At 52.5% G+C, this 24,802-nt stretch carries 22 protein-coding genes and 1 other RNA gene; 21 read left to right on the top strand and 2 right to left on the bottom strand.

The genetic code is table 11. From position 1 onward, the window contains the following. Window positions 1-100: 100 nt before the first annotated feature. The 8 genes from IE092_RS15485 to IE092_RS15450 all read left to right on the top strand — a co-directional run bounded on the left by IE092_RS15485 (window position 101) and on the right by IE092_RS15450 (window position 8,734). Window positions 101-673 (top strand): helix-turn-helix domain-containing protein, encoded by a 573-nt coding sequence (locus tag IE092_RS15485; protein WP_189358096.1) that lies wholly within the window; start codon window positions 101-103, stop codon window positions 671-673. A 25-nt stretch (window positions 674-698) separates the two neighbouring features. Next, window positions 699-3,005 carry an FdhF/YdeP family oxidoreductase gene (locus IE092_RS15480; RefSeq protein ID WP_189358095.1) on the top strand — a complete coding sequence of 769 codons (2,307 nt, stop codon included), beginning with the start codon at window positions 699-701 and terminating at the stop codon, window positions 3,003-3,005. A 4-nt stretch (window positions 3,006-3,009) separates the two neighbouring features. Continuing rightward, window positions 3,010-3,288 carry a hypothetical protein gene (locus tag IE092_RS15475; protein ID WP_189358094.1) on the top strand — a complete coding sequence of 93 codons (279 nt, stop codon included), beginning with the start codon at window positions 3,010-3,012 and terminating at the stop codon, window positions 3,286-3,288. Continuing rightward, window positions 3,285-4,151 carry a formate dehydrogenase accessory sulfurtransferase FdhD gene (gene fdhD, locus IE092_RS15470; protein WP_189358093.1) on the top strand — a complete coding sequence of 289 codons (867 nt, stop codon included), beginning with the start codon at window positions 3,285-3,287 and terminating at the stop codon, window positions 4,149-4,151. Before IE092_RS15475 ends, fdhD begins: the two co-directional genes overlap by 4 nt. Before the next feature lie 272 nt (window positions 4,152-4,423). After that, window positions 4,424-5,428: a toll/interleukin-1 receptor domain-containing protein gene (locus IE092_RS15465; RefSeq protein WP_189358092.1), complete on the top strand. Its 1,005-nt coding sequence runs from the start codon at window positions 4,424-4,426 to the stop codon at window positions 5,426-5,428. 191 nt (window positions 5,429-5,619) lie between these two features. After that, window positions 5,620-6,303, top strand: coding sequence for a hypothetical protein (locus tag IE092_RS15460; RefSeq protein ID WP_189358091.1), 684 nt, complete (start codon window positions 5,620-5,622; stop codon window positions 6,301-6,303). Between the two features lie 189 nt (window positions 6,304-6,492). Continuing rightward, window positions 6,493-7,953 (top strand): threonine synthase, encoded by a 1,461-nt coding sequence (gene thrC / locus IE092_RS15455; protein WP_189358090.1) that lies wholly within the window; start codon window positions 6,493-6,495, stop codon window positions 7,951-7,953. A 379-nt stretch (window positions 7,954-8,332) separates the two neighbouring features. Further along, a complete protein-coding gene (locus tag IE092_RS15450) occupies window positions 8,333-8,734 on the top strand; it encodes a VOC family protein (RefSeq protein ID WP_189358089.1) in 402 nt (133 codons plus the stop codon). 189 nt (window positions 8,735-8,923) lie between these two features. Here IE092_RS15450 and IE092_RS15445 read toward each other — a convergent pair whose 3' ends face one another. Next, the gene (locus IE092_RS15445; protein ID WP_189358088.1) at window positions 8,924-9,841 is read right to left on the bottom strand and encodes an EamA family transporter; all 918 of its coding nucleotides are present in this window, start codon (window positions 9,839-9,841) and stop codon (window positions 8,924-8,926) included. 239 nt (window positions 9,842-10,080) lie between these two features. Between IE092_RS15445 and IE092_RS15440 the strand changes: the two genes are divergently transcribed. The 8 genes from IE092_RS15440 (at window position 10,081) to IE092_RS15405 (ending at window position 17,581) form a co-directional block, all read left to right on the top strand. Continuing rightward, a complete protein-coding gene (locus tag IE092_RS15440; RefSeq protein WP_189358087.1) occupies window positions 10,081-10,929 on the top strand; it encodes a PhzF family phenazine biosynthesis protein in 849 nt (282 codons plus the stop codon). A gap of 339 nt (window positions 10,930-11,268) precedes the next feature. Next, complete coding sequence (locus tag IE092_RS15435; RefSeq protein ID WP_189358086.1) at window positions 11,269-12,090, top strand: PA3715 family protein; 822 nt, start codon at window positions 11,269-11,271, stop codon at window positions 12,088-12,090. Window positions 12,091-12,357: 267 nt separating this feature from the next. After that, window positions 12,358-13,473, top strand: a complete 1,116-nt coding sequence (gene ribBA / locus IE092_RS15430) for a bifunctional 3,4-dihydroxy-2-butanone-4-phosphate synthase/GTP cyclohydrolase II (protein ID WP_189358085.1) — start codon at window positions 12,358-12,360, stop codon at window positions 13,471-13,473. 87 nt (window positions 13,474-13,560) lie between these two features. Continuing rightward, window positions 13,561-14,058: a 6,7-dimethyl-8-ribityllumazine synthase gene (gene ribH, locus IE092_RS15425; protein WP_189358084.1), complete on the top strand. Its 498-nt coding sequence runs from the start codon at window positions 13,561-13,563 to the stop codon at window positions 14,056-14,058. A gap of 28 nt (window positions 14,059-14,086) precedes the next feature. Next, on the top strand, window positions 14,087-14,554 hold the full coding sequence (gene nusB / locus IE092_RS15420) for a transcription antitermination factor NusB (protein WP_189358083.1): 468 nt from the start codon (window positions 14,087-14,089) through the stop codon (window positions 14,552-14,554). 71 nt (window positions 14,555-14,625) lie between these two features. After that, complete coding sequence (locus tag IE092_RS15415; protein ID WP_189358123.1) at window positions 14,626-15,792, top strand: pyridoxal phosphate-dependent aminotransferase; 1,167 nt, start codon at window positions 14,626-14,628, stop codon at window positions 15,790-15,792. Between the two features lie 133 nt (window positions 15,793-15,925). Next, complete coding sequence (locus tag IE092_RS15410) at window positions 15,926-16,687, top strand: substrate-binding periplasmic protein (protein WP_189358082.1); 762 nt, start codon at window positions 15,926-15,928, stop codon at window positions 16,685-16,687. Between the two features lie 63 nt (window positions 16,688-16,750). Continuing rightward, window positions 16,751-17,581, top strand: coding sequence for a substrate-binding periplasmic protein (locus IE092_RS15405; RefSeq protein WP_189358081.1), 831 nt, complete (start codon window positions 16,751-16,753; stop codon window positions 17,579-17,581). 94 nt (window positions 17,582-17,675) lie between these two features. Here the strand turns inward: IE092_RS15405 and IE092_RS15400 are convergent, their stop codons facing one another. After that, the gene (locus IE092_RS15400; RefSeq protein WP_229793207.1) at window positions 17,676-18,611 is read right to left on the bottom strand and encodes a transglycosylase SLT domain-containing protein; all 936 of its coding nucleotides are present in this window, start codon (window positions 18,609-18,611) and stop codon (window positions 17,676-17,678) included. 482 nt (window positions 18,612-19,093) lie between these two features. Between IE092_RS15400 and ubiD the strand changes: the two genes are divergently transcribed. From ubiD to IE092_RS15375, 5 genes are all read left to right on the top strand, one after another. Next, a complete protein-coding gene (ubiD, locus tag IE092_RS15395) occupies window positions 19,094-20,578 on the top strand; it encodes a 4-hydroxy-3-polyprenylbenzoate decarboxylase (protein WP_189358121.1) in 1,485 nt (494 codons plus the stop codon). 52 nt (window positions 20,579-20,630) lie between these two features. Next, window positions 20,631-20,729: signal recognition particle sRNA small type (ffs, locus tag IE092_RS15390), an RNA gene on the top strand. A gap of 187 nt (window positions 20,730-20,916) precedes the next feature. After that, window positions 20,917-21,378, top strand: coding sequence for a cache domain-containing protein (locus tag IE092_RS15385; RefSeq protein WP_308427142.1), 462 nt, complete (start codon window positions 20,917-20,919; stop codon window positions 21,376-21,378). 249 nt (window positions 21,379-21,627) lie between these two features. After that, window positions 21,628-22,473 (top strand): potassium channel family protein, encoded by an 846-nt coding sequence (locus tag IE092_RS18885; RefSeq protein ID WP_229793206.1) that lies wholly within the window; start codon window positions 21,628-21,630, stop codon window positions 22,471-22,473. Window positions 22,474-22,546: 73 nt separating this feature from the next. Beyond that, the gene (locus IE092_RS15375; RefSeq protein ID WP_189358080.1) at window positions 22,547-24,796 is read left to right on the top strand and encodes a DNA polymerase III subunit gamma/tau; all 2,250 of its coding nucleotides are present in this window, start codon (window positions 22,547-22,549) and stop codon (window positions 24,794-24,796) included. The last annotated feature ends 6 nt before the right edge of the window (window positions 24,797-24,802 follow it).

The raw sequence follows: 24,802 nt of genomic DNA, 5'->3' as shown, positions 1-24,802 counted from the left end.
GGGTTTAGCAATTGTTCAAAATTCAGAAAAATTCGATATGTGGAACAAAAGTTCGATATATCGAATGTTAAACTGCCTTTTTTAGTGGTGCAATATCCTTATGAAAAAAATTCTGCCTAACACGCCGCCGGAAGTCGGCGCCACGCTGCAGAAGATGCGACTGGAGCGCGGACTGACACTGGAAGACTTATCCCGCACCGCCGGTGTATCCAAATCCATGCTGTCTCAGATCGAGCGTGAAAAAGCCAATCCGACGATTGCCGTGGCTTGGCGACTGGCAAATGCACTTGGCGTCAGTATGGCAGAACTCCTGTCTTCCGAAGCTCCGGCACCGGATCCGATTCGTTTACTGGAATCCCATGAAACACCGACGCTGCCGGGTGAACACGCCGGTTATGTACTCAGGATACTCGGTCCGATGGAACTTGCCGGTTCTTATGAATGGTATGAACTAACGCTGGCGCCGGGTGGCGCACTGGTGTCGAACTCTCACGATCCGGGAGCGCATGAACATCTGACCGTACTGAACGGCAGCGTGGAAGTAGAAGTGGATGGCGTGAAGAAGAAAGTCAAAGTCGGTGCCACCGCCCGTTACGACGCGGATAAAAACCATGCGATCCGCAATATCGGGAAGAGCGAGGCGAAAGCCTTACTGGTTGTGATCCATCGCTGAGTTGCATAAAGAACGGGAAGTTGTGATGAGCAAATCTGTGGTCAAAGTATATAAACGTCCTGCCGGTGGCTGGGGTGCGCTGAAAAGCGTGGCTTCGCAAATTATGGGGCAGGGCAATCCGGCTAAAGGTGTCATGACTTTATTGTCTGCCAATCAGCCGGACGGTTTTGACTGTCCCGGTTGCGCCTGGCCGGATGCGAATCACCGCTCCACGTTTGAGTTTTGTGAAAACGGTGCGAAAGCCGTTGCTGCTGAATCCACATCGCGCCGCGTGACCAATAATCTGTTTGAGCGCTATACCGTGTCGGAACTGAATGCCCAAACCGATTACTGGTTAGAAGATCAGGGCAGGCTGACGGAACCGATGCGTTACGACGCTGCCAGCGACCGCTATCTGCCGGTCAGCTGGGATACCGCATTTGCCGATATCGGTGCGCAGTTACGCGCATTGCCATCGCCGGATGATGCCATTTTTTATACGTCCGGCCGCACCAGTAACGAAGCTGCTTTTCTGTATCAGTTGTTTGTCCGTGAATTCGGGACTAATAATTTTCCGGATTGCTCAAATATGTGCCACGAGCCATCCGGTACCGCGATGCGCGAATCTGTTGGCATCGGCAAAGGCACCGTGACCCTGCAGGATTTTGAACAGGCGGATGCGATTTTTATCTTCGGACAAAATCCGGGCACTAATCATCCGCGCATGCTGGGTGAATTGCGTGCCGCCGCCAAACGCGGTGCGGCAATTATCAGTTTCAATCCGCTGCGCGAACGTGGGCTGGAAAAATTTCAGAATCCGCAGGATATCCGCGAAATGCTGGCGGGCGAGGCGACCGATATTTCCACCTCGTATTATCAGCTGACCATCGGCGGTGATCTGGCGGCAGTCAAAGGCATGATCAAGCATGTACTGGAGCAGGATGCGCTGGCGGTAGCGCAGGGGCAGGCCAGTCTGCTCGATCAGGCATTTATTGCGGAACATACCAGCGGCTTCGAGGCCTTGCAGCAGGATGTGGCGCGGGAATCCTGGGAAACGCTGAGTGCGCAGTCCGGTTTATCGGAAGCGCAGATCCGTGCCGCCGCTGCCAGTTATCTGAAAGCGGACCGCGTGATCGCTTGCTGGGGCATGGGCATTACCCAGCACCAGTATTCGGTGGCGACGATACAGATGATCACGAATTTGCTGTTATTGCGCGGGCATATTGGCCGTCCCGGTGCAGGATTGTGTCCGGTGCGGGGGCACAGTAATGTGCAGGGTGACCGCACCATGGGCATCCATGAAAAACCGGCACCAGCATTACTGGAAAAAATTGAGCAGGTATTTGGTTTCCCCGTACCGCGCCACAACGGATACGACACCGTCGGTGCTATCGAAGCGATGCGCGATCAGCCCGGTAAAGTATTTTTTGCGATGGGAGGCAATTTTGCCGCCGCCACGCCGGATACCGCAGAGACTTACCGCGCTCTGGAAAACTGCGCCCTGACTGTACATGTCACTACCAAGCTGAACCGCAGCCATCTGATACACGGAAAATCGGCTTACATTCTGCCTTGTCTGGGACGTACAGAAATTGATGTGCAGGAAAGTGGCCCACAGGCAGTCACGGTGGAAGATTCCATGAGCATGGTGCATTTATCCACCGGGATGAATGCACCGGCTTCAGAGCAGTTATTGTCCGAACCCATGATCATCGCCCGTTTAGCCGTGGCCACACTGGGGGAACGCAGCAAAATCAACTGGCTGCATATGGTGGCGGATTACGACCGTATCCGCGACGCGATTGCCAAAGTGTTTGAAGACTTTGCCGACTTTAATCAGCGGGTGCGGGTGCCGGGTGGCTTCCATTTGCGTAACAGTGCGCGTTTGCGTGAATGGCGAACCGCTACTGGCAAAGCGCGTTTCATGCCGTTTGCGATTCCGCGCTCAATGACGCAGAAGTTATCGGAGCAGTATGCAGAAAACCTGTTCACGCTGGCAACGGTGCGTTCGCATGACCAGTACAACACCACCATCTATGGCATGAATGACCGCTACCGTGGTGTATTTGGTGAGCGCCGCGTACTGTTCATCTGTGCAGACGATTTGAAAATGCTGAATATGCAGGCCGGAGAATGGGTGGATATTCAGAGCGTCGGTGAAGATGGTGTTACGCGGGAAGCGCAGCGCTTTTTGCTGGTGGAATATGCGATTCCGCGCGGCTGTCTGGCAGCGTATTTTCCGGAAACCAACGGGCTGGTGCCGCTAGGTAGTTTCGCGGAACGTGCGCGTACACCGACATCCAAAGCGATTCCGGTTCGCCTGCGCAAACATCTTGCTATGAAGGCAGGCTGAGCGCGTGACTAATAACGTGAATCATGCAGAGCAAGGCCAGTGGGAACTGGCCGGACAAATCTTAAGCGCGCTGGCAGAAGCTGCAGAGCCGGTATCCGCCATTCGTTTAGCCAAGCGGCTGGGAACAGGGCAGAGTAGTCTGCTGCGCTGCCTGAATCTGATCGGTGAACCGCCGTTCGCGGCAGCGGACGCGCTGGGCTGGGTTGCGCAAGTGCATGACGGTGAAAGGCTGATGCTGAGTCTGACACCGGCGGGACTGGCAGCACTGGAGCAACTGACATGAGTACGGATCAGAAGCCGCAAGCCGCGCCTGATACTGCATTTCATTCAGCGGTTCAACGCATTGCCCAACCCGCAGCACAACAAACCGTTACCCGCTACCGCTTAGGTCAGCCAGCGCACAGCGAGCATGACTGGCTGGCGCAGGAAGTGCCGGTGGCGATGGTGTACAACGGTATTTCACACGCGGTGATGATGGCGAGTCCATCCGATCTGGAAGATTTCGGGCGCGGGTTTTCGCTGGCGGAAGGCATTGTCGATCATGCCGGACAAATCTACGATCTGGACATACAACATACCGAAGAAGGCATTGCGCTGCATATGGATATCGCTGGTGCAGCCTTTGACCGTTTAAAACAAAAGCGCCGCAGTCTGACCGGACGCACCGGTTGCGGCGTGTGCGGCACTGAAAGTCTGGCCATGCTGGCGCAGCAGGTCCCGCCGCCAGTGCAGGGAGCGCAAGTTTCTCTGCAAGCATTGCTGCAGGCGCTGCAAGCCTTACCTGCGCAACAAACTATCAATCAGCTGACCGGTGGTTTACACGCCGCCGCATTTGCTGATGCCGCCGGAAACCTGCTGCTGGTACGCGAAGACGTCGGGCGCCACAACGCACTCGATAAACTGATCGGCGCACTGCAAAGCCTGCCTGTGGAAATACGCAGTCAGGGCATGGTGCTGATGACCTCACGTGCCAGCTACGAACTGATCGTCAAAACCTGCCGCGCCGGAATCCCGACACTGGCCTGTGTTTCCGCACCCACCACGCTTGCCGTGCAACTGGCGCAGCAAAGCGGCCTTTGTCTGGCCGGATTTGCCCGTGGGCAGGCTTGTGTTGTCTATGCGCATGCAGAGCGTATTCGTGACTAGCTGACTTCTTTCGTGAATCGAGTCCATAGGATGTTTTAAGTTTGAATAATGGATAAGAAACGTATCCAGCAAACATGTAGCTTTTGGGTATTAAGAAACTTTCTATAACTGATTCAATAATTGAGATACCTTCTCGGGCTCATTCCGGGTTCATTTTGCCAAAATGTATTTGCTGAGCAATGTTGTAAAAGTGAGAAATAATTTCTTTTGTTCTATTAAAATGTGTTATTTTGTTTGTTTAATTTAAAGAAAATTGCATTTGAGGAGTTAATGTGGCTGAAGATCAATTGGAACAGGTGGCAAAGTCTGCAAATCCGCTTGTGTTTATCAGTCATGATACAAGAGACGCAGAGCTCGCTGAGGCATTCAGCAATCTCTTGAAGAGTGTAAGTGCCGGCGTATTGAAGTCTTTTAGAACCTCTGATCGTCGAGGAAATCAAGGCATCGAATATGGTGTCGAATGGTATCCTGAAATAATCAAAAATATTCAGGGAGCTTCTGATGTTGTATGCCTTCTGACGAAGCGCAGCGTTGATAGGCCGTGGATATTGTTTGAAGCAGGGATGGCTAAGGGGAAGCTGGATACGCCTATTTTAGGTGTTGCTCTTGGTATAGAACTAAAAGATGCATCGTCTGGTCCATTTGCCCAGTTCCAAAATTGTAGTGACGATGAAGACTCGTTAACAAAGCTCGTTTTTCAGCTTGTTAATCGGATACCAAACTCCGAACCTGATAAAGACACGATCAAATTTCAGGTGGGGAAATTTCGCCAATCTATTTCTGAAATAATGAAGAAGCTTGAGGGTGCACCACCCGAAGGCGGAAGAAAGTCTTCTGCTAATGTAAAGGAAATTGAAAACTCATCAGCAAAGCTCTTTGAAGAGATAAAAATAATGTTTCAGGATCTGCCGTCTAGAATAGAGCGGGCGTCCCCGCTGGAGGGGAGAAGACGGCGACGCAGAGTTCATCCGGGTATGTTTGAAGAGATGATTCTCTTTTCGAAAGATCCGAAAATTGGTGTAAAGATGGCGTTAAGCCTATATCGGGAAAAAATGCCTTGGATTTATGACGAGGGAATTCAACTTCTTGGCAAGCTAGATGCTTCGAAGACGCCATCCAACACCAAACGGCTGCTCCATGATTTCGAAGAGTTATTGATGCGAAGCACAAGAAATCCATTCGTAGAAGAATTCCTTATTGATGATAAGGAAGAGTTTGTGATTTTTATGGAGTTACCAAGAGTAATTCTCCGCAGTCTGGAACACTTCATAGTGTAATTTTCGGAGATTTCTTAATTTGAAACTGATTTGCTTTGGAGTTGTGGAAATAGAAATTATGACTCGCCATGGGTGTGGTGATTTTATTATGATAGAAAGCTGGTGAGTTCCTTTTTTGAGTCGCAGCAGTTACTGATCAAGACGTTTGCTATGCCTAAAGACACTTCCCTACAAATGAGCGGATAAATAAATTGAGCACGCCAAGTCGATTAAAATCAATATGGAACCCTACTTTCATTTCATCTATGCTGGGTATTGTCGTAGGTACTGCATGCACTATCGGAACGCAATACTGGATTACTTACAAAGGGATAGAGAGCCCAAAAATTGAAATCGAGAAAAAAAGACTCTCAATTGAAAGTAGCAAAACTGAATTAGAATTAAAAAAAGCTTCCATCGAAGCCCAAAAGCAAGTTTTAGCGCTAACCCCAAGTCTAAGTGCTAATTGTTCTGGCTTAAATGTTGATCCTTGGACATGGCGAGTTCATTGCACTATCAAGAATAGTGGGAGCTATCATGCTGATGTCGCTATAAAGTCAGCGGCTATTCGATTGGCTCGCGACACAAGCGAAAAAATCTACAAATCAGGTCAAGGATTTGACATAGTATTCGCCAATGAAAAAGCAAATTTCAGAGCCCCTCCGCAAGGCGCAGGCGAACTCTGGTTTTATATTAATTTTAGAAAATCTGATTACAAGAATGGAATTTTTGCGAACGACATGGTCGCGATTGTAGATTTTAGATTTGAAACAATTGGCGCGATCACAGAATTTTTTTTCAGTCAATACCCGGAATTAAAAAGTCAGATAGTACAAATATCTAGCAACGGAATCGAGCATCACATTAGACTTCCTGGAGCGCAATCAAATCCATAAGCAAGTTATACCTCCTCTTACGAAAATGTACACCGCCCACTCTCATACACCACACATTCGCGATTAATTGATGCATTGAATGAATCGCGGATATATCTGATATTGCGTGAATAAGTGGCTTGGCAAGGCGGGTTTGGGCGATATAATGAGGCGCAATTCCTCTCGCTAACCTCCTGTTTCTGCTCACTTATGCAATACGCTTCCACACGCGGGCATGCCCCGCAGCAAACTTTTTCTCAGATCCTGTTAGGCGGCCTCGCATCCGATGGCGGCTTATTTTTGCCAACAACTTACCCGCAAGTCAGCGGTGAAGAACTGAATGCATGGCGCGGTTTGTCGTATGCCGATCTGGCATTTGAAATTCTGAAGAAATTTGCGACCGATATTCCGGAAGCTGATTTGCGTGAGATTACGCGCAAAACTTATACCGCCGACGTCTACAAAAACGCGCGTGCCGGTGAAGATGCGGCGCAAATTACACCGCTGCGCACGCTGGAAAACAATGCAGAGCGCCATCTGGTATTACAGGCCTTGTCGAACGGCCCGACGCTGGCATTCAAAGATATGGCGATGCAATTGCTCGGTAATCTGTTTGAATATGCGCTGGCGAAAGAGCAGGCAGAGCTGAATATTTTCGGCGCAACCTCCGGTGATACCGGCAGCGCGGCGGAATACGCAATGCGCGGTAAACGCGGTATCCGTGTATTTATGCTGTCGCCGCACCAGAAAATGAGTGCCTTCCAGACCGCGCAAATGTTCAGCCTGCAAGACCCGAATATCCTGAATATTGCAGTACAGGGCGTGTTTGATGATTGTCAGGATCTGGTGAAAGCCGTGTCCAACGATCTGGAATTCAAGCAGCAGCAGAAAATCGGTACCGTTAATTCGATCAACTGGGCACGTGTGGTGGCGCAGGTTGTGTATTACTTCCGTGGTTATCTGAGTGCCACAACGGACAATACGCAGAAAGTGTCGTTCACCGTGCCTTCCGGTAATTTCGGCAATATCTGCGCCGGTCATATTGCCCGCATGATGGGTTTACCGATTGATCAGCTGGTAGTGGCGACCAATGAAAACGATGTGCTGGATGAATTTTTCCGTACCGGCATTTACCGTGTGCGCGCATCGGCAGAAACCTGGCATACCACCAGTCCGTCGATGGATATTTCCAAAGCCTCGAATTTCGAACGTTTCATTTTTGATTTGTTAGACCGAGATGCAGAGCGCGTGCGCAAGCTGTTTGCGCAAGTGGAAAGCCGTGGCGGCTTTGATTTGTCCGGCGGCGAAGGCAGCGATGGCGATGAATTCGGTAAAGTGGCAGCCTTCGGTTTTGTGTCCGGCAAATCGGTGCATGCCGACCGTATCAACACCATCCGTCAGGTGCAGGCGAATTACGGCATTACGGTGGATACCCATACCGCCGACGGCATCAAAGTCGCGCTGGAACATGCAAAACCCGGCGTGCCGATGATCGTGCTGGAAACCGCGTTGCCAGCAAAATTCAATGAAACCATCCGCGAAGCACTGGGACGCGATGCCGAACGTCCGGCCGGTTTTGAAAACATCGAAGCCTTGCCGCAACGCTTTGTGGTAATGCCAGCCGATGTGCAGGCGATGAAGGATTACATCCGTCAGCATACCGGTTTGTGATCACAGGCTGCACCGCCTGCGCAGCAAGGTCTGCGTAAGCGTTTTATCAGCATGGATTAAGCATGGCCCGCCCGGATACGGCGGGCTATTTTTTTACCCGCTACGATCAGGGTATTTTGCAGAAATCGTCATTTTCGTTTTCCGGAGCGCCAGACTTTCTGCCGACGACAACGGGGTTGCTGTGCTAAACACCGCATTTGGGGCATTTTTTGCGGTTTTCGGGCATTGTTCAGGCGCGCCGGATGCTTAGCGGATACTAACCCGCTGTCAGACCTGCGCAACAAGCCGTACGGAGCATGCGCCAGCCGTGGCAGTATGCTTGTTGTTCCGGCGTAAGGATTCAGCCGGTGTGATGTGAACCCCACTGAAAGGACGCAGCATGCATCAGCAGATTTTTATCACTTTGCCAGCGAAAGATCTGGCGCGCACAAAAGCTTTCTGGCAGGCGCTGGGTTACGGACTGGACCCGAAATTTTCCGGCGATAACGCGGTCAGTGTGATTCTTGGTGAACATATCCGGCTGATGCTGGCGAACGAAGAAACCTTCATGCATTTCAGTCATAAAGCGGTGTGCGATACCAGTCAGGCGCTGGAAGTGCTGCACGCTTTATCGTTTGACAGCCGTGAGCATGTGGATGCGCTGATCGCCAAAGCCAGAGCGGCGGGCGCCGTGGTGCCGGATGAGGCAGAGGATCATGGTTTTATGTATGCGCAAGGGTTCTATGACCCTGACGGTCATGGCTGGAATTGCTGCGCATGGAGCACACCGGCAGACTGCTGATGCCGGCTGAACTCACAGAATTGTGCAGAAGTCCGCATCTGTGATTTGCGCAGAGCCGGACTTTCTGCCGACGACAGCGGGATCGCTGTGCCGGACTCCGCATTTGGGCTGTTTTGAGCTGATTTCAGGTGCTGCGGGGCGTTTGTCGCAGCACCTGAAACGGTAAGTCACAATAAATGGGAAAAAGTCTCAGCGCAAACCGGGAATCATCGCGCCCAGTATGCGTCCGCCGAAGACATTGATCAGCAGGCCGGACATCACGATCACCGCGCCGGTCATTTGCTGCTGCGACAGCGCTTCGCCCAGAATCAGCCATGCGCTGCTGAGTCCCACAACCGGCACCATCAGCGTCAGCGGCGCCACCATATGCGTCGGCAGACTGCCGAGTAATTTGCCCCACAGCGTGTAACCGATCAGCGTGGCGGCCACTGCCAGATACACAATCGCCAGCGCCGATGTCAGATTGAAATGCTGCAGGCTGTAGACAATCGCATCGCCGCCTTCAAACAGATAAGACAGCGCAAAGAAAGGCAGAATCGGCACCAGTGCGCTCCATGCCACCAGACTCAGCACATTGGTCGGGCCGATTTTTTTGTTGAATACATTGCCGCTGGCCCATGACAGCGCGGCGCACAAAGTCAGCGCCAGACCAGCCATCGGTACCGGATGTGCCGATGCATGCAGACTGGCACTACCCAGCACAACAAGACCGATGCCTGCCACCGCCATGCCGAGTAAATTCTGAATATACAGTTTATCTTTCAAAATCAGCGCAGACAGCATCACGGTAAAGAAAGCTTGCGATTGCAGCACCAGCGAAGCCAGACCAGCCGGCATGCCGACGGCCATCGCAGTAAATAAAAAAGCGAACTGACCAAGGCTGATGGTGGCAGCGTAACCGAGCAGCAGTTTCAGCGGAATTTTCGGGCGCGGCAAAAATAAAATCGCCGGAAACGCCACCAGACAAAAGCGCAGCGCACCCATCAGCAAAGGCGGTACACCGCGCAGACCGAATTTGATCACGACAAAATTCAGGCCCCACAAAGTCACCACCAGTAAGGCAGTCAGGGCATGTTTCAGGGTAAAGCGGGGCAGGGCAGTGGTCATGCGGACTCCGGAACAAAGTCGCCAGCGGGCGACCGGTGTGAACGAATCAAGGGAGATTTCCTGTATGCATCTTGCCTGTGCCAGCGGGTAGCCGACAGATACAGAGCAAGGGCAGATCGCCCCGCGCCTGTGCATGGTCAGAACGATAACATGCTTTTAGGATATTGCCGTTTGCGCAGACGGGAACTGTTGCATGGCAGCAAAGTCTGCATATTTCTGATCATTGAAGGAGTGTTGCCGTGGGCATCTGGAATTATCAATTGCTGAATGTATTTGCCGAAAGTCCGCTCGGCGGCAATCCTTTGTGCGTTGTGGAACAGGCCGAAGGTTTGTCGGACGCGCAAATGCAGGCGCTGGCGCTGCAGTTTAATTTGTCCGAAACCGTGTTTCTGTTGTCGTCGGAACAGGCGAATGCACACATGCGGATTTTTACGCCGGGCGCAGAAATGGCGTTTGCCGGACATCCGAGCATAGGCAGTGCGGCGGCGGTCAGTCGTTTGCAGGGCGATCTGCAGCGACTGACGCTGGCTTGCCGCGCCGGACTGGTGCCGCTGGATCAGCAGGACGGTATCTGGTATTTTTCGCCGCCCAAAGCCGCAGAGATCACGCCGGTCAGCGTGCCTGCCGCAGAAATGGCGGCCGCGCTGGGCTTGCAGGAAGAAGATCTGGCAGCAGTGCCGGTCTGGGTGAATACCGGTTCAGATCAGGTGCTGGTTGCACTGAAATCGACAGATGCCTTACAACGTGCATGGTTAGATGCGGCAAAGCTGGCTTGCTGGCCGCGCAGCAGCGTTGGTCGCCGCACCGTGTTTTTGTTTGTGCCGGATGAAGCCGAGATCACTGCACGCTATTTCTTTGAAAGGCCGAACGGCGGCACCGGCGAAGATCCGGCCACCGGTTCCGCCTGCGCTAATCTGGGCGCGTGGCTGCAGCATTTCCGTCCTGCAGACAGTGAGCGTCAGTGGAAAGTCTGGCAGGGCGCACAGGCAGGCCGTCCGTCCTGTCTGTATCTGCAGGTGTCACCGCAAGGGCAGATCCGCGTCGGCGGCAAAGTGGTCTTCTTTGCCAGCGGCAGTTTTACGCTGTGAAGCTGAATGCTGCGGTACAGCCCGGTAAATTTGCTACGATGCATGCCATCGCTAATTCGAACTCATTTCATAAATATCCGCGAGATGCGTTTGTCTCATAGCGCGGGCTGGCAAGGCGGGCGAGGCAGTGAATAGCGGTGCTATTCACAACGCGTCCAACGCTGTCCAGCGTGCGCTATGAGGCAAACCCTCCGGGAACGGAGGTGCCGGGCGCATTGCTTTGTTGCGTCGCTTGCACAGGCACCAGCCTGTGCTGCGCAACGGCGCCGCGCACTGCCTCCCGGCACCTCGCGTTCGCACTCGTGGCTATTTATGAAATGAGTTCTAAATAAACATGCTATGTGGAACATGCTGCAAAAGTACTTTACACACCGGGCAATGGTGCGACTGGGCTGCTTGTTATTGCTGTATTGCAGTATGCCGGTTTATGCGCAAAGCGAAACGGAGGGTAACGATGCTTGCTCGCAAGCTTCGGCGCTGACATGGCTGCAGCAGGAAGATGCTGAAAAGAAGTCTGACGCAACGGTGTTTTTCGCCTGCAGGCAATTTGCGATATTTGGTCAGGATCTGATTATCGCGCGGCTGATGCAGGGCAAGGGGGAAAACGAAAGTACGCTGGATTTGTACTTATATCGTGTGAATCCGGATCAGGGGCTGGTAAGTCAGGCTTATTTTCCCGCGTTCACGGGCTACGATGCAATGGGCCCCAGGCACATCACTTTTGATGCGGAAACCTATCCTCTTGCCAGCGGATCACATGCTGTGGGTTTGCGTATTCACTACAGCAATGAAACATGTCGTGCTTGTGAGGGCATGTGGAATTACGACGAGCTGGATTTGTTTTTATTGAAAGCTAAGAAGTCTGACTGGGTTTTGCGGCATTTAAGAACAGCGGAGATGCAGACACGGATGGCGGCAGACTCGCGTAATTGTGTGTATGCGGGCATACAGTCGACACTCAGCCTGCGCATTGATCATCGTCGTCATGCGGGTTTGCGCGACCTGCAACTGCATCAGAAAATTCGTGCGGTACCGGGTTTACGAACATACGCTGGTCCGGAATGTCCTCCGCAAAAACAGCGAATCAGGAAACGGCAGTTGCACTGGAATTTCGATGGTGGTCAATATCGCGGAGTTCGGCCGGAACTGCCTTTGGGGTGAATCTGCCGTCATGTCTGCGACCTGATCGTGACAAACCACAAACCGCGCCTGCTCCTGTTTTTTCTCATGGCGATCTGCGTGCATAAGCCAAGCGGTGCAAATCTGCGCGGGCTGACATCATCAGTCCCGTATTTCGCTGTGAAGCTTTCTTCAGTGCATGCAGAAATCACGGGAAGGAAGCCCCGAAATCCATTAAAATAGCGGGATTCGTTCAAAACAGACGGTTGCCGGTCAGACTCAGGCAGCCGGTTCAGGAATTTTCCCCCTATGAGTATCTCGAGTATCCAGGAAATCATCGCTGAAATCCGTGCGGGCCGCATGGTGATTCTGGTGGATGAAGAAGACCGTGAAAATGAAGGTGATCTGGTGATGGCAGCGGAATTCGTCACGCCGGAAGCGATCAACTTCATGGCGAAATTCGGCCGTGGTCTGATCTGCCTGACCCTGACGGAAGAGCGCTGCGAGCAATTGCAATTGCCGATGATGACCAGCCGTAACGGCACATCATTCGGTACGAATTTCACCGTGTCGATTGAAGCGGCAGAAGGTGTGACGACCGGTATTTCTGCTGCTGACCGTGCGCATACAGTGCGCGTTGCGGTGGATAAGCGTTCTACGGTTGCGGATATCGTGCAGCCGGGTCACATTTTCCCGCTGCGCGCCCAGAAAGGCGGCGTACTGATGCGCGCCGGTCATACCGAAGCAGGTTGCGATCTGGCGGATCTGGCTGGCCTGACACCGGCTTCCGTGATTTGCGAAATCATGAAAGACGACGGCACCATGGCGCGTTTGCCGGACCTGATGGAATTCGCGAAAGAACACAATCTGAAAATCGGTACGATTGCGGATCTGATTCACTACCGCAGTCAGAACGAATGTATCGTGGATCGCGTCGGTCAGCGCCGTATGCATACCGCGTTCGGTGAATTCGATGCGGTACTGTATCGCGATAAACCTAGCGGCTCTGCCCATCTGGCACTGATACACGGCAGCGTGACACCGGAAACCGAAACACTGGTGCGCGTGCATCAGCCGGTATCTATTCTGGACTTGCTGGATGCGCATTCCACAACGCACTCCTGGAATGTGGCAGCGGCAATGCAGGCGGTGCAGGCAGCACCCTCCGGCGTGATCGTTCTGCTGAATTGCGAAGAAACTGCAGAGCAAATGTTTGACCAGTTCAAGGCACTGAACGCACCGGAAAGCCGTCCGCAGGCACGTGCAGCACGGATGGATCTGCGCAACTACGGTATCGGCGCACAAATTCTGCGTGACGTGGGTGTGCGCAAAATGAAGCTGCTGGCGAATCCGCGCAAAATGCCGTCGATGGCAGGTTTCGATCTGGAAGTCACCGGTTATCTCGATAAACCGGCGCAGGCCTGATCAGTTACCTGCAGTAACAGATTGAAGAATACAGCTGGTGCCGCCGGGTACCGGAAATAAAGCGCAACAGCGCATGGAAGGAATATTATGACTATCGGACATTACGAATCAGATCTGGACGGTGCAGGTGTACGCGTTGGTATCGTGCAAGCCCGTTTCAATGAAAAAGTATGCCAGGGTTTGCTGGAAGCCTGCGTCGCAGAATTGCGCCGTCTGGGTGTGGAAGATGAAGATATCCTGCACGTGACTGTGCCGGGTGCGCTGGAAGTGCCGCTGGCGCTGAAAAAAATGGCAGATACCAATCAGTTTGATGCACTGATTGCGCTGGGTGCGGTGATTCGCGGTGAGACTTATCACTTCGAACTGGTATCGAACGAATCCGGCGCAGGTATCACACGCGTTGGTCTGGATGCGGGCATTCCTATTGCCAACGCGATCCTGACCACAGAAAATGATGAACAGGCCGAAGTCCGCATGGCTGAAAAGGGTGCGGATGCAGCGCGTGTAGCGATTGAGATGGCAAATCTCGCGCTGGCGCTGGAAGAACTCGCCGAAGCCGGCGAAGGAATGGATTACGACGCGTAATCCGGCAACAGACAGAAGGTAAAACATAATGAGTAATACTATCCAGCACGCCAATCCGAATAAAAACCGCACACCACGTCACCGTGCGCGTGAATTCGCATTGCAGGGCGTTTATGAGTGGCTGTTAAACAATGAGGCGGCCGGTGTGATTGATGCACATATCCGTGAAGCGCACGGCTTTGAAAAATCCGATCGTGAGCATTTCAATGCCGTACTGCACGGAACGATAAATCAGTCTGTGCAACTGCGCGAAGATTTATCCGGTCTGACCGACCGCGGCATCGCTGAGCTGTCGCCAATCGAGCATGCAGTATTGCTGATCGGCGCGTATGAACTGAAAAATCACGTTGAAATCCCTTACCGCGTGGTCATCAATGAAGCCGTTGAACTGGCTAAATCCTTCGGTGGCGTTGATGGTCACCGCTATGTGAACGGCGTACTCGATAAACTCGCAGCCCGTCTGCGTCCTGAAGAGTTTGCTGCCAGCAAACAATGATGTCGTTCTGAATCAAATCAGCCGCCTGTTGTCCGCAAGGAGCAGGCGGTTTTTTTTCGCCGGAGTTTTGAATCATGTCGCACCCGCTCGCTTCTCGTTTAGACCAGATCGCCCCGTTTCATGTGATGGAAATCCTGAAAATGGCTAAGGCACTGGAACAGCAAGGCCGTCACTTAATTCACATGGGCATTGGTGAACCGGATTTCACTGCGCCGCCTGCTGTTGTCGATGCAGCTGCCAGCGCCATGCGCGATGGTCGTTTGCAGTACACCACTGCGCTGGGTATTCCGGAGTTACGCACCGCCATCGCAAAGCATTACCGTGATGCGTTTAACGTGGAAGTGCCGGAGCACCGTATTATTGTGACTGCCGGTGCCAGCGCTGCGTTGTTGCTGGCTTGCGGCGCCTTGGTGCAACCCGGAGCGGAAGTGCTGATGCCGGACCCGAGTTATCCGTGTAACCGTCATTTTGTTGCGGCGTTTGAAGGTAGGGCAAAGCTGGTGAATAGCGGTGCAGAACAGCGCTATCAGTTATCAGCGGCAGCGGTGCGGGAACACTGGACAGCGCAAACCGCCGGTGTGTTACTGGCAACGCCGTCTAACCCGACCGGCACCACCATACAGCAGGATGAGCTGAAAGCGATTCTGCAGGAAGTCCGTGCCCGTGGTGGTTTTGCGATTGTGGATGAAATTTATCAGGGTTTAACCTACGACCATGCACCATCGACTGTTCTGACGATCGATCAGGATGCGATCGTGATTAATAGTTTCAGTAAGTATTTCAGCATGACAGGCTGGCGGCTCGGCTGGATGGTGGTGCCTGAGCACATGGTTGCGGCGGTGGAAAAGCTGGCGCAAAACTGGTTTATCTGTCCGTCGTCGATTGCGCAATATGCAGCAGTGGCTTGTTTTGAGTCACAGCAAATTGCGATCTTTGAAGCGCGTAAAGCAGAAATGCAGGCGCGCCGCGATTATCTTGTTCCCGCCTTGCGCGAACTGGGATTTTCCATTCCGGTCACGCCGGATGGCGCGTTTTATGTCTATGCCAATTGCTCAGCGTTCACCGTCGACGCCGATTGTTTTGCTAAAGATATTTTGCAGCAAGCCGGTGTGGTGATTACGCCCGGGCAGGACTTCGGGTCTTTTACCGCAAAAGACCATGTCCGTTTTTCGTATGCAAACAGTCTGGAGAATCTGAAAGAAGCGGTAAGGCGTTTGCGCGTTTATCTGAAGCGCTGAACCGGACAACCTGACAGTCAATTCGTTTTCATCGCCGCTGCAGCCTGAATAGTTGCAGCGGTGAATTGTATTTCTCAAATCCCTTCCTACACTGATTCTTCGACGGGTGGTTGTTTTTTTACGGGAGGGAGTGATGAGGACGTGGTTAATTGTTTGTGCTTTGGCCTTGCCGCTGACCGCGCAGGCACAAAATGCAATGGTGTTGTGCATAGAGGATCAGGCAGCTTCGCCTTTTACCTATCCGAATAAAGACGGCACCATGCAGGTGCTGCTGAAAATGGCAGCAAAACAGTCCGGCGTAAACCTGACATTTAAAGTGCAGGCATGGAAGCGCTGCATCAGTGATGTGCAGAGCGACGCGCTGAGTGGTCTGGTAAATGCAGGTTATACACCGTTTCATGCATCGTATGCCGCATTCCCGATGAAGCCGAATGGTCAGCCCAATCCCGCCCAGGCGCTGGCGAAAATGGATGTGATGGTTTACCGCATGAAAGGCTCAAAAGTAGGTTGGGATGGGCAATCCTTTTCGAATCTCAGCAAACCAGTGCTGATGCCATCCGGCTTTGCCACTATTTCAGACAGGCTGAAAGATCTGAAGGTGGATTTTGATGAGACCACGAAAGAGCCTTTGCGCAACCTCTATAAAATGATTGCGGGGCAAGGGGATGCGGTACTGGGATTTGCCGATGAAATGCAGGCTCTGGTACAGGGACGCAAAGAAATTCAGGAAAAGGTTGAACTGGTGCCGCAGAAATTTATGACAGCAGATTATTATGCGCCGGTCTCCAAAAAATATTACTCAGATAATAAAGAGATGGTGAACGCATTCTGGGATGCAGTTGGCAAGATCAAGGTGAGTAAAGAATATCAGGATGCAATTAAAGACATTAAATAAAGGCTGTCTCATACGCTGACCGATAGCAGATTTTGCCTGCCTTTTTCTGACACTGAGAGGGCTATGACTTTTTTTTGTTTCCGTAGCTTGAGTAAGGCATTGCGGAGTGGGGTGCCGTGGCTGCCCCTGCTTTGCTCCGCAACTGTATTTGCATCGGTGCCGGCGTTAGAAGTACTGGTGTATGCAGATGAGTCCTATCCGCCTTATTCGTATGTTGAATATGGGCAGTTAAAAGGGGTGTATCCGGAGATTTTTCAAAAAATTTTCAGCCAGATGCCAGCGTACAGCGTCAGAATGGTACCAGTTGCGTGGAAGCGGGGCTTGCTTTTGCTTGAGCAGGGGCGGGGGTTTGCCCTTTTCCCACCGTATATGCGTCAGGAAGAACGTCCTTATATGTCTTATTCAGATCCGGTCCTGACCGAGGAAACAGCCGTGTTTTGTCTGAGCGAAGTTGCTGCTTTTCGTAAGCGGGGGCAGTGGCCGGATGATTTTGCAGGCCTCAGAATAGCAACGAATTTTGGCTTCGCGACTGGTGGCGGAAAATTTGAGGAAATGGTTAGTCATCACTTGCTGCTCAAAGATGAAGGGCCGGGGAATCGCTCAAATATTCTGAAGTTGCTGCACCGGAGGGTGGATTGCTATATTAATGACCGGTTATCTGTGCTTTGGGAAATGGACCGTATCTACGCTGAGTTTCCAAGGTTACAGAAAACTGTGGCGATTGCTGAAATGGGTACGATAAGGCGTGAAAATGCTTATCTTGGCTTTACTAATCTGAATCCTGCTCAGTTTCCGTTTAAAGAAGATTTTGTGCTGCAATTTAACCGTGTCCTTCGCGGGATGCGGGAGCGCGGAGAGATTGCAGAAATATTGTTGCGCTATCAGCGCCCCTGAGCAAAGCACGCCAGGTAAATGTAAGGGACGGCGCAGACGCGAAAAAGCCGCTGCATTTGCAGCGGCTTTTCTGTAAGGAGAGTCTGAACAGTCGTTACAGTGCAGCGACTTGTTCTTTGTTGTCCGGTTTGGACTTGGCTTCAGTGGCTTCCGGTTTATTGACAGTGCCGGAATCTGTGTTGCGAATCACAGGAACAACTGCCGGAGCCGGTGCGCTGAAGTTGGTAGGAACAGATTTGCCGCTGGAAACTTCTTTCAGCTTGCGGTATTCCGTCAGAACGCGGGAGCCGTAACCGGAATCGGTTTCCGCTGCGCCAGCACCTACGTACAGTTTCAGACCACCTTCCACAGAACCTGCGCGGTTAACGTAGTCTTTCAGAATCATAGCGCCGACTTTGATATTGGCAACCGGATTCAGTGCTGCTTTCACGCCGCCCATTTCTTCAAATTTGGCATGATGCACTTTAGACATGACCTGCATCAGACCTTGTGCGCCAACCGGACTTTCTGCAAACGGGTTCAGACCGGATTCGATTGCCATCACCGATAAAATCAGCAGCGGATCGATTTTGATTTCTTTCGCGGTCAGATAAGCCGCAGAAACCAGCATATTGGTTGCATCACTGGCGACGCGGTAGCGTTTTGCCAGCCAGCTTGTGACCCATTGCTGTTGCTTGGTGCTGCCCAGCATTTTTGCGTCTTCTTCAGAGAAGCTCGCAGGTTGTGCGTGGGCTTCTTCTCCGCTTTTGGCAGGTACTGCCATCAGCATTGCCAGACTTGGCGGTGCGGGTGCATCGTCCACTTCAGCCACTTCCGGCTCGGTAAACGGCGACATGGTTTTAAACTTATCAGCCAGCTCCGGACGGAAAAACATCATTGCCAGAGTGGTGAGTGCAAATACACCGATGACGGTTACGCAATTGCGTGCAAACATCATCAGGTTGCTGACGGAAAACACAGAGCCCTGACCGGAAGCATTCGCTTCAGTCTGTCCACTGTTCTGTCGTGCAGCGATCAAACGTTGAATCATATTACCTCCTGAAAATCCGCGAGGCAGCTACCGGCAAAGGCAGAACTGCAGTACTGCAAAATTCGCGTATCAGAAACACCGTCCTGGTTGCGGGCGCAACAGCAAGACGCCGGAGCGAAAGATCTCGTCAACTTGTCAGGTTGCACACTGGTCGCTACCAGTGATCTTTCACTGTTTCGGGTGAAGGCAGACGCCTTTTGAAACTCTCCTTACAATGTGAGGCGGGACCCGAATTCCCATGTTTGATGTTACCGTTATGGCGGCGTCGCCCAGAGATAGCTTTGCCGGAACTGCTCATTTCTTCATCAAGTTGGGCGCATTGTAGGAGCGGTTTTATGCATCGTCAATACTATCAAAAATATTTTCTATAACTTTTAGGTATAATGAAAACTTCATGAAAACAGCAAAAAGCAATAAAATCAATAACTTATGAAAATTTGCTGGTAAGCCGGACGAAAACCAAAAAAGAACGTTAAAAAATGATGAAATACGCGGATCTGAGAGATTTTATGGCCCAGCTGGAAACACTGGGCGAGCTGAAAAGAGTCAGAACAGAGGTTTCCACGCACCTCGAAATGACAGAAATTTGTGACCGTACGTTGAGGGCAGAGGGCCCGGCAATTTTGTTTGAGCGTCCTGCAGGGCACAGCATCCCGGTGCTGGGCAATTTATTCGGTACGCCGCGCCGCGTGGCACTGGGTATGGGAGCAGAAGATCTGGGCGACTTGCGCCAGATCGGACACGTACTATCAGCGCTGAAAGAACCAGAGCCGCCAAAAGGACTGAAAGATGTTCTGGGTATGGGCAAGCTGGTGAAAGCAGTATGGGATATGGCACCGAAAGAAGTGCGCGGCGCTTCCTGTCATGAAATTGTCTGGGAAGGGAGTGACGTTGATCTCGCGCGCTTGCCGATTCAGCATTGCTGGCCGGGAGATGCTGCGCCGCTGATCACCTGGGGGCTGGTGATTACCAAAGGCCCGAACAAGAAACGTCAGAATCTTGGTATTTATCGCCAGCAGGTCATAGCCCGGAATAAAGTGATTATGCGCTGGCTGGCACATCGTGGCGGCGCGCTGGATTTTCGTGAGCATTGCCTGCAAAACCCCGGAAAACCATATCCGATCGCTGTCGCGCTGGGCGCCGATCCGGCGACAATACTCGGGGCAGTTACTCCTGTGCCGGATACCTTATCTGAATATCAGTTTGCAGGTTTGCTGCGTGGTAGCCGTACCGAATTAACCAAAGCCATTGGCAGTGAGTTGCGTGTTCCGGCTTCGGCGGAAATTGTGCTGGAAGGCCATATTTATCCGGATGAAAATCATCCGACTGGCTTTGAGCATGCGCTGGAAGGACCATACGGCGATCATACTGGTTATTACAATGAGCAGGACTGGTTCCCGGTCTTTACGATTGACCGCATTACCATGCGCCGCGATCCTGTATATCACTCTACCTATACCGGCAAACCGCCGGATGAACCTGCGGTGCTGGGCGTGGCACTGAATGAAGTATTCATTCCTTTGCTGCAAAAGCAGTTCACGGAAATCACGGATTTTTATTTGCCACCCGAAGGTTGCAGTTACCGGATGGCGATTGTGCAAATGAAGAAGTCTTATGCTGGTCACGCAAAACGTGTCATGTTCGGCGTCTGGAGTTTTCTGCGTCAGTTTATGTACACCAAGTTTATCGTGGTGGTGGATGAAGACGTGAATATTCGTGACTGGAAAGAAGTGATCTGGGCAATTACGACGCGTGTTGATCCTGTGCGTGATACCACCATGGTCGATAACACACCGATTGATTACCTGGATTTTGCATCGCCTGTCAGTGGCCTTGGCAGCAAGATGGGAATTGATGCCACCAATAAATGGCCGGGAGAAACCAGCCGCGAATGGGGTACGACTATTACCATGGATGATGCGGTGAAAAAACGGGTTGATCAGATCTGGCAGGAGCTTGGTTTGTAATTCGTAATGATTGACTTCACGCGGGGGCGGTTATCCGCTATAATGCTCGACTGGCGGGCCCCTGCGCATTGTGGCGTGGTTAACCTGGTCAGGTCGGGAACGAAGCAGCCATAGCCGCATCCCGCAAGTGCCGCAGATCAGGCTCGCCACCTCTTCATTTTCTCAGCGATCTTCTTCGCAACACTTCCTGTTATTTCTCAGCTATCTGGTCAGGACTTGGCTTTCTGATATTTCTCAAGCAATGTTTTCACTTGTGTATTTGCACATGCTTTTTCCTTGCTGCGATGTTGCTGGCTGGATATGCTTAGTCTCATTGTTAAAACAACTGACAGGAGGAGATGATGAAGTTATTCCGCAGAATGTTTGTGATGGCAGTACTGGCTGTGATGGCGACAGGTTCCGCTTCGGCGCAGGAGCGCGGTACGACAGAACAGGCGCAGGCCATGGTGAAAAAAGGCATTGCCTATATTAAACAAGTTGGCAAAGAAAAAGCGTTTGCAGAATTTTCAAATCCCGCGAACAAAGAGTTTCACGACAAGGACTTATATCTGTTCGTGTACGACCTGAACGGAGTGAATCTGGCACATGGTACTAACCCGAAGATGCAGGGCAAAGTATTGCTGGATATGAAGGCCGGCGACAAATTCATCATTCGCGAAATGATTGATACCGTGAATAAGAAGGGTAGTGGCTGGGTGGATTATCCGTGGCCGAATCCGGTGACGAAAGCACTGGAGCCAAAGTCTTCGTATGTTGAAAAACATGAAAACTATCTGGTTGGTTGCGGAGCCTATAAATAACTGCAGGATTTCTGATGACAGGTCACTGAAATCTGAAGCCTGAAACAAAACAGCGCAGACCGGAATGTCTGCGCTGTTTTGTTTTCTGCCTTGTTTTGTTGCGATGAAATAACAAAGCTGCGTGTTTTTTGATGGCAGCTAAAGCGACTTGCTATGATGAATAAATGCGGGCAGATCGTCAGCCCGTCTGTTTTTAGAACTTTTTATTCCGGCAGGTAAAGCGTGGTCGCAAAAAAACGAAAATCCCGAATGAATGACAAGCAGAATATGCTGCCTGTGACCCAGCGCTTTGTTGCGTGGCTCAGTCGTCCTTTATTGCTGCTGGGGTTAATGATCACGATTCCGGGTTTTTATCTGGAGCTTGCCGGCGACACCGATTTGTTTCGGACTGCCGGAAGAGCTTGTTATGGTATTGCTGCAACGCTGATTGTGACCGATGCAATGCTGCAATGGCGTCGTAGTCGCTGGTCTTCACGTCGGCATGGCAAGCTGATGTTGGATATGGGAATCGCTGCTGGCTGTGTCATCAGTTTGCTGGCGCCGGCGCAAAGCTGGAGTACTGCAGAATGGATTATGCGGCTTGGTCTGTGTGCCGCGATTGTGCTGCGCTTTGCGATGCTGATTCTGCAACACATGCGCCCCAGCCATCTTGTGCAGGTCGTAGGTCTGGCGATTGTAATGCTGTGTTCTGCCGGTGCCGGTTTTTACTGGCTGGAACCGAATGTGCACAGCTATGCTAACGGTGTCTGGCTGGCGTTTACCACCATCGCGACAGTAGGTTACGGCGATATCGTGCCTTCGACGGCAGCCTCCAAAATTTTCGCGGTATTCATTGTGCTGCTCGGTTACGCGATGTTCTCGATTGTGACGGCAAATATTGCTGCTTTATTTGTTGAAGAGGAAGAGGAAGAGCTGGAGCAGGAATTGCATGCAGACATCCGCGCGCTGAGCCGTGAATTACATGCGCTGCGTCAGGAATTGCGTCAGCGGGATGAGTTGCTGGCGCGTCTGGAGACCTACCTTGAGCAAGCGCCGGTCGTTTCTGCGGAAAATGAAGATGCGATTCGTGTATCAAAAGAACGCAATGTCGCGTAAGCATCAATTTTAGTCCTGTGGCTGATGCATCATTATTCACTTTGATGCGGGTTGAATAGGTTAAAATCGCAGGATGTCATATCAAGTACTCGCCCGAAAATACCGTCCGAAAAGTTTTGAAACGCTGGTCGGACAGGAACACGTCGTACGTGCCCTGACGCATGCTTTAGAACAGCAGCGTCTGCACCACGCTTATCTGTTTACCGGAACCCGGGGTGTGGGAAAAACCACGCTGTCGCGGATTCTGGCTAAATCGCTCAACTGTGAAAAAGGCGTCACCGCCAGTCCGTGCGGACAATGCGAAGCCTGCGTCGCGATCGATGCCGGACGTTTTGTCGATTACATCGAAATGGACGCGGCTTCTAACCGTGGCGTCGATGAAATGGCGGCACTGCTGGAACAGGCGATTTACGCACCGTCCAATGCGCGTTTCAAGGTCTACATGATCGACGAGGTGCACATGCTGACCAACCATGCGTTTAATGCGATGCTGAAAACGCTGGAAGAACCGCCGGAGCATGTGAAATTCATTCTCGCGACGACCGATCCGCAGAAAATTCCGGTCACGGTATTGTCGCGCTGTCTGCAGTTCAATCTGAAGCAGATGCCGCCGGGCCACATAGTCGGGCACCTGGAAAATATTCTCGGTCAGGAAAACATCGAATTCGATCCGCCTGCTTTGCGTCTGCTGGCGCAGGGTGCGCATGGTTCTATGCGTGATGCACTCTCGCTGACCGATCAGGCGATTGCGTATTCCGCCGGAAAAGTCAGTCTGGAATCGGTACAGGGCATGCTCGGTGCGCTGGATCAGTCGTATCTGATCCGTTTGCTGGACGCATTGGCGGCACAGGATGGACAGGCACTGCTGGCGGTGGCCGATGAAATGGCGGTGCGCAGTCTGTCGTACAAAAATGCCTTGCAGGATCTCGGCAGTATGCTGAACCAGATTGCGATTGCGCAGGTGGTTCCGGCAGCTGTGGCGGAAGACTTGCCGGAGCGCGAACATTTGCTGCGACTGGCAGGCATGTTCAGTCGCGAAGATGTGCAATTGTTTTATCAGATCGCAGTCCATGGACGCAACGAACTGGGTCTGGCGCCGGACGAGTATGCAGGTTTCAGCATGACGCTGTTACGGATGCTCGCTTTCCGTCCGGTCGACAGCCAGATCTATACGCAGAATGCCGCATCCAGCCCCGATTCCAACCCTGTGCGTGGCGCAGGACCGCTACCGCCGGGAAAGCCCGCGGGTAGTCCGGATCAGGCAGCGATACGGGCACCCCGCAACGAATCACCTGCTGCTGTATCGCCAGTCCGGCAGGCGGCGCAGGCAGCCGTGCCGGCAGCTTCCGCAGCTCCGGCCGCAGCACCTGTCGTTGCCGCACCGGTTGCGGCTGCGCAGGCAGTGAAAGCAGATGGTAAGCCACTGAGTCCTGCGATGGCAGCATTGCGTGCCGCGCAGGCGGCCAGCAAAGCGAAAGCCGAGGGAAAACCGGTGCCTGAGATGCCGGCAATGCCGCCGAAAGCACCGGCTCCCGTTCCTGCACCGGCAACGCCTGTTAATGCCGCACCCATAGTTCAGCCAGTCCCCGTGATTGCGCCTGCGCCTGTGGTTCCTGAACCTGTTCGCGCACCTGCGCTCATGCCGCCAGCTGAACCAGCGCCGCAGCCAGAGGCTTCAGCACCGGCTTCACCCGTTCCGCCAGCCCGTCCTGTGCCGCCACCGGCGGCAGGGCAGGGAATGCCGGTCGGTATGGATGATTTGCCACCGCCGTGGGAAGATTACGCAGAAATGCCGGATACCAGCGATATGCCGCCGGCATTTCCGGAAGATGAAATCAGTCAGCCTGCCGCAGCGCCTGCTGTGCGTGCGCCGGTTGAGGCGGCTGCAGCGGATCGTGTATTATGGCGCGCCCCGGTACCTGAGCTGGGCTGGGATGGTGACTGGCCTGCGCTTTCCGCAGCCTTGCCGGTGCGTGGTATCGCGCAGCAACTGGCGCATCAGAGTGAACTGGTGCATTGCCGTGCCGACGGGCAAATGTTTGTCTTTAAAATCCGTGTGCCGGTCGCCACTTTGTTGTCTGCCGGCAGCGATGAAAAACTGGCAGCGGCGCTCAGTGAGCGTTTCCAGCGTCCGGTCAGAGTCGAACATGAAACCGGCGCTGTGGCGCTGACGGCGAATGCTGCAGCGATTGCAGCGCGGGAAGCACGTCAGCAACAGGCAGAACAAGCGATTCGGGATGACGCATTTGTACAGCGTCTGATGCGCGAATTCGGCGCAACACTGGTGGTTGGCAGCGTAAAGCCGGTCGACCGCACACACTAATTTTTT

The organism is Cognatundibacterium squillarum (genome assembly GCF_014652435.1).
GTDB classification, from domain to species: domain Bacteria; phylum Pseudomonadota; class Gammaproteobacteria; order Burkholderiales; family Burkholderiaceae_D; genus Undibacterium; species Undibacterium squillarum.
Note: the sequence above shows the minus strand (reverse complement) of the source record. Positions and strands in the feature narration are given on the sequence as shown.

Excerpts from the sequence above, each read along its gene's own strand:
- fdhD (WP_189358093.1), top strand. The coding sequence starts at position 3,285 with ATGAGTACGGATCAGAAGCCGCAAGCCGCGCCTGATACTGCATTTCAT.
- IE092_RS15480 (WP_189358095.1), top strand. The coding sequence starts at position 699 with ATGAGCAAATCTGTGGTCAAAGTATATAAACGTCCTGCCGGTGGCTGG.
- nusB (WP_189358083.1), top strand. The coding sequence starts at position 14,087 with ATGAGTAATACTATCCAGCACGCCAATCCGAATAAAAACCGCACACCA.
- IE092_RS15485 (WP_189358096.1), top strand. The coding sequence starts at position 101 with ATGAAAAAAATTCTGCCTAACACGCCGCCGGAAGTCGGCGCCACGCTG.
- IE092_RS15435 (WP_189358086.1), top strand. The coding sequence starts at position 11,269 with ATGTGGAACATGCTGCAAAAGTACTTTACACACCGGGCAATGGTGCGA.
- thrC (WP_189358090.1), top strand. The coding sequence starts at position 6,493 with ATGCAATACGCTTCCACACGCGGGCATGCCCCGCAGCAAACTTTTTCT.
- ribBA (WP_189358085.1), top strand. The coding sequence starts at position 12,358 with ATGAGTATCTCGAGTATCCAGGAAATCATCGCTGAAATCCGTGCGGGC.
- ribH (WP_189358084.1), top strand. The coding sequence starts at position 13,561 with ATGACTATCGGACATTACGAATCAGATCTGGACGGTGCAGGTGTACGC.
- IE092_RS15400 (WP_229793207.1), bottom strand. The coding sequence starts at position 18,611 with ATGATTCAACGTTTGATCGCTGCACGACAGAACAGTGGACAGACTGAA.
- IE092_RS15405 (WP_189358081.1), top strand. The coding sequence starts at position 16,751 with ATGACTTTTTTTTGTTTCCGTAGCTTGAGTAAGGCATTGCGGAGTGGG.
- IE092_RS15445 (WP_189358088.1), bottom strand. The coding sequence starts at position 9,841 with ATGACCACTGCCCTGCCCCGCTTTACCCTGAAACATGCCCTGACTGCC.
- IE092_RS15385 (WP_308427142.1), top strand. The coding sequence starts at position 20,917 with ATGATGAAGTTATTCCGCAGAATGTTTGTGATGGCAGTACTGGCTGTG.
- IE092_RS15450 (WP_189358089.1), top strand. The coding sequence starts at position 8,333 with ATGCATCAGCAGATTTTTATCACTTTGCCAGCGAAAGATCTGGCGCGC.
- ubiD (WP_189358121.1), top strand. The coding sequence starts at position 19,094 with ATGAAATACGCGGATCTGAGAGATTTTATGGCCCAGCTGGAAACACTG.
- IE092_RS15410 (WP_189358082.1), top strand. The coding sequence starts at position 15,926 with ATGAGGACGTGGTTAATTGTTTGTGCTTTGGCCTTGCCGCTGACCGCG.
- IE092_RS15375 (WP_189358080.1), top strand. The coding sequence starts at position 22,547 with ATGTCATATCAAGTACTCGCCCGAAAATACCGTCCGAAAAGTTTTGAA.
- IE092_RS18885 (WP_229793206.1), top strand. The coding sequence starts at position 21,628 with ATGAATGACAAGCAGAATATGCTGCCTGTGACCCAGCGCTTTGTTGCG.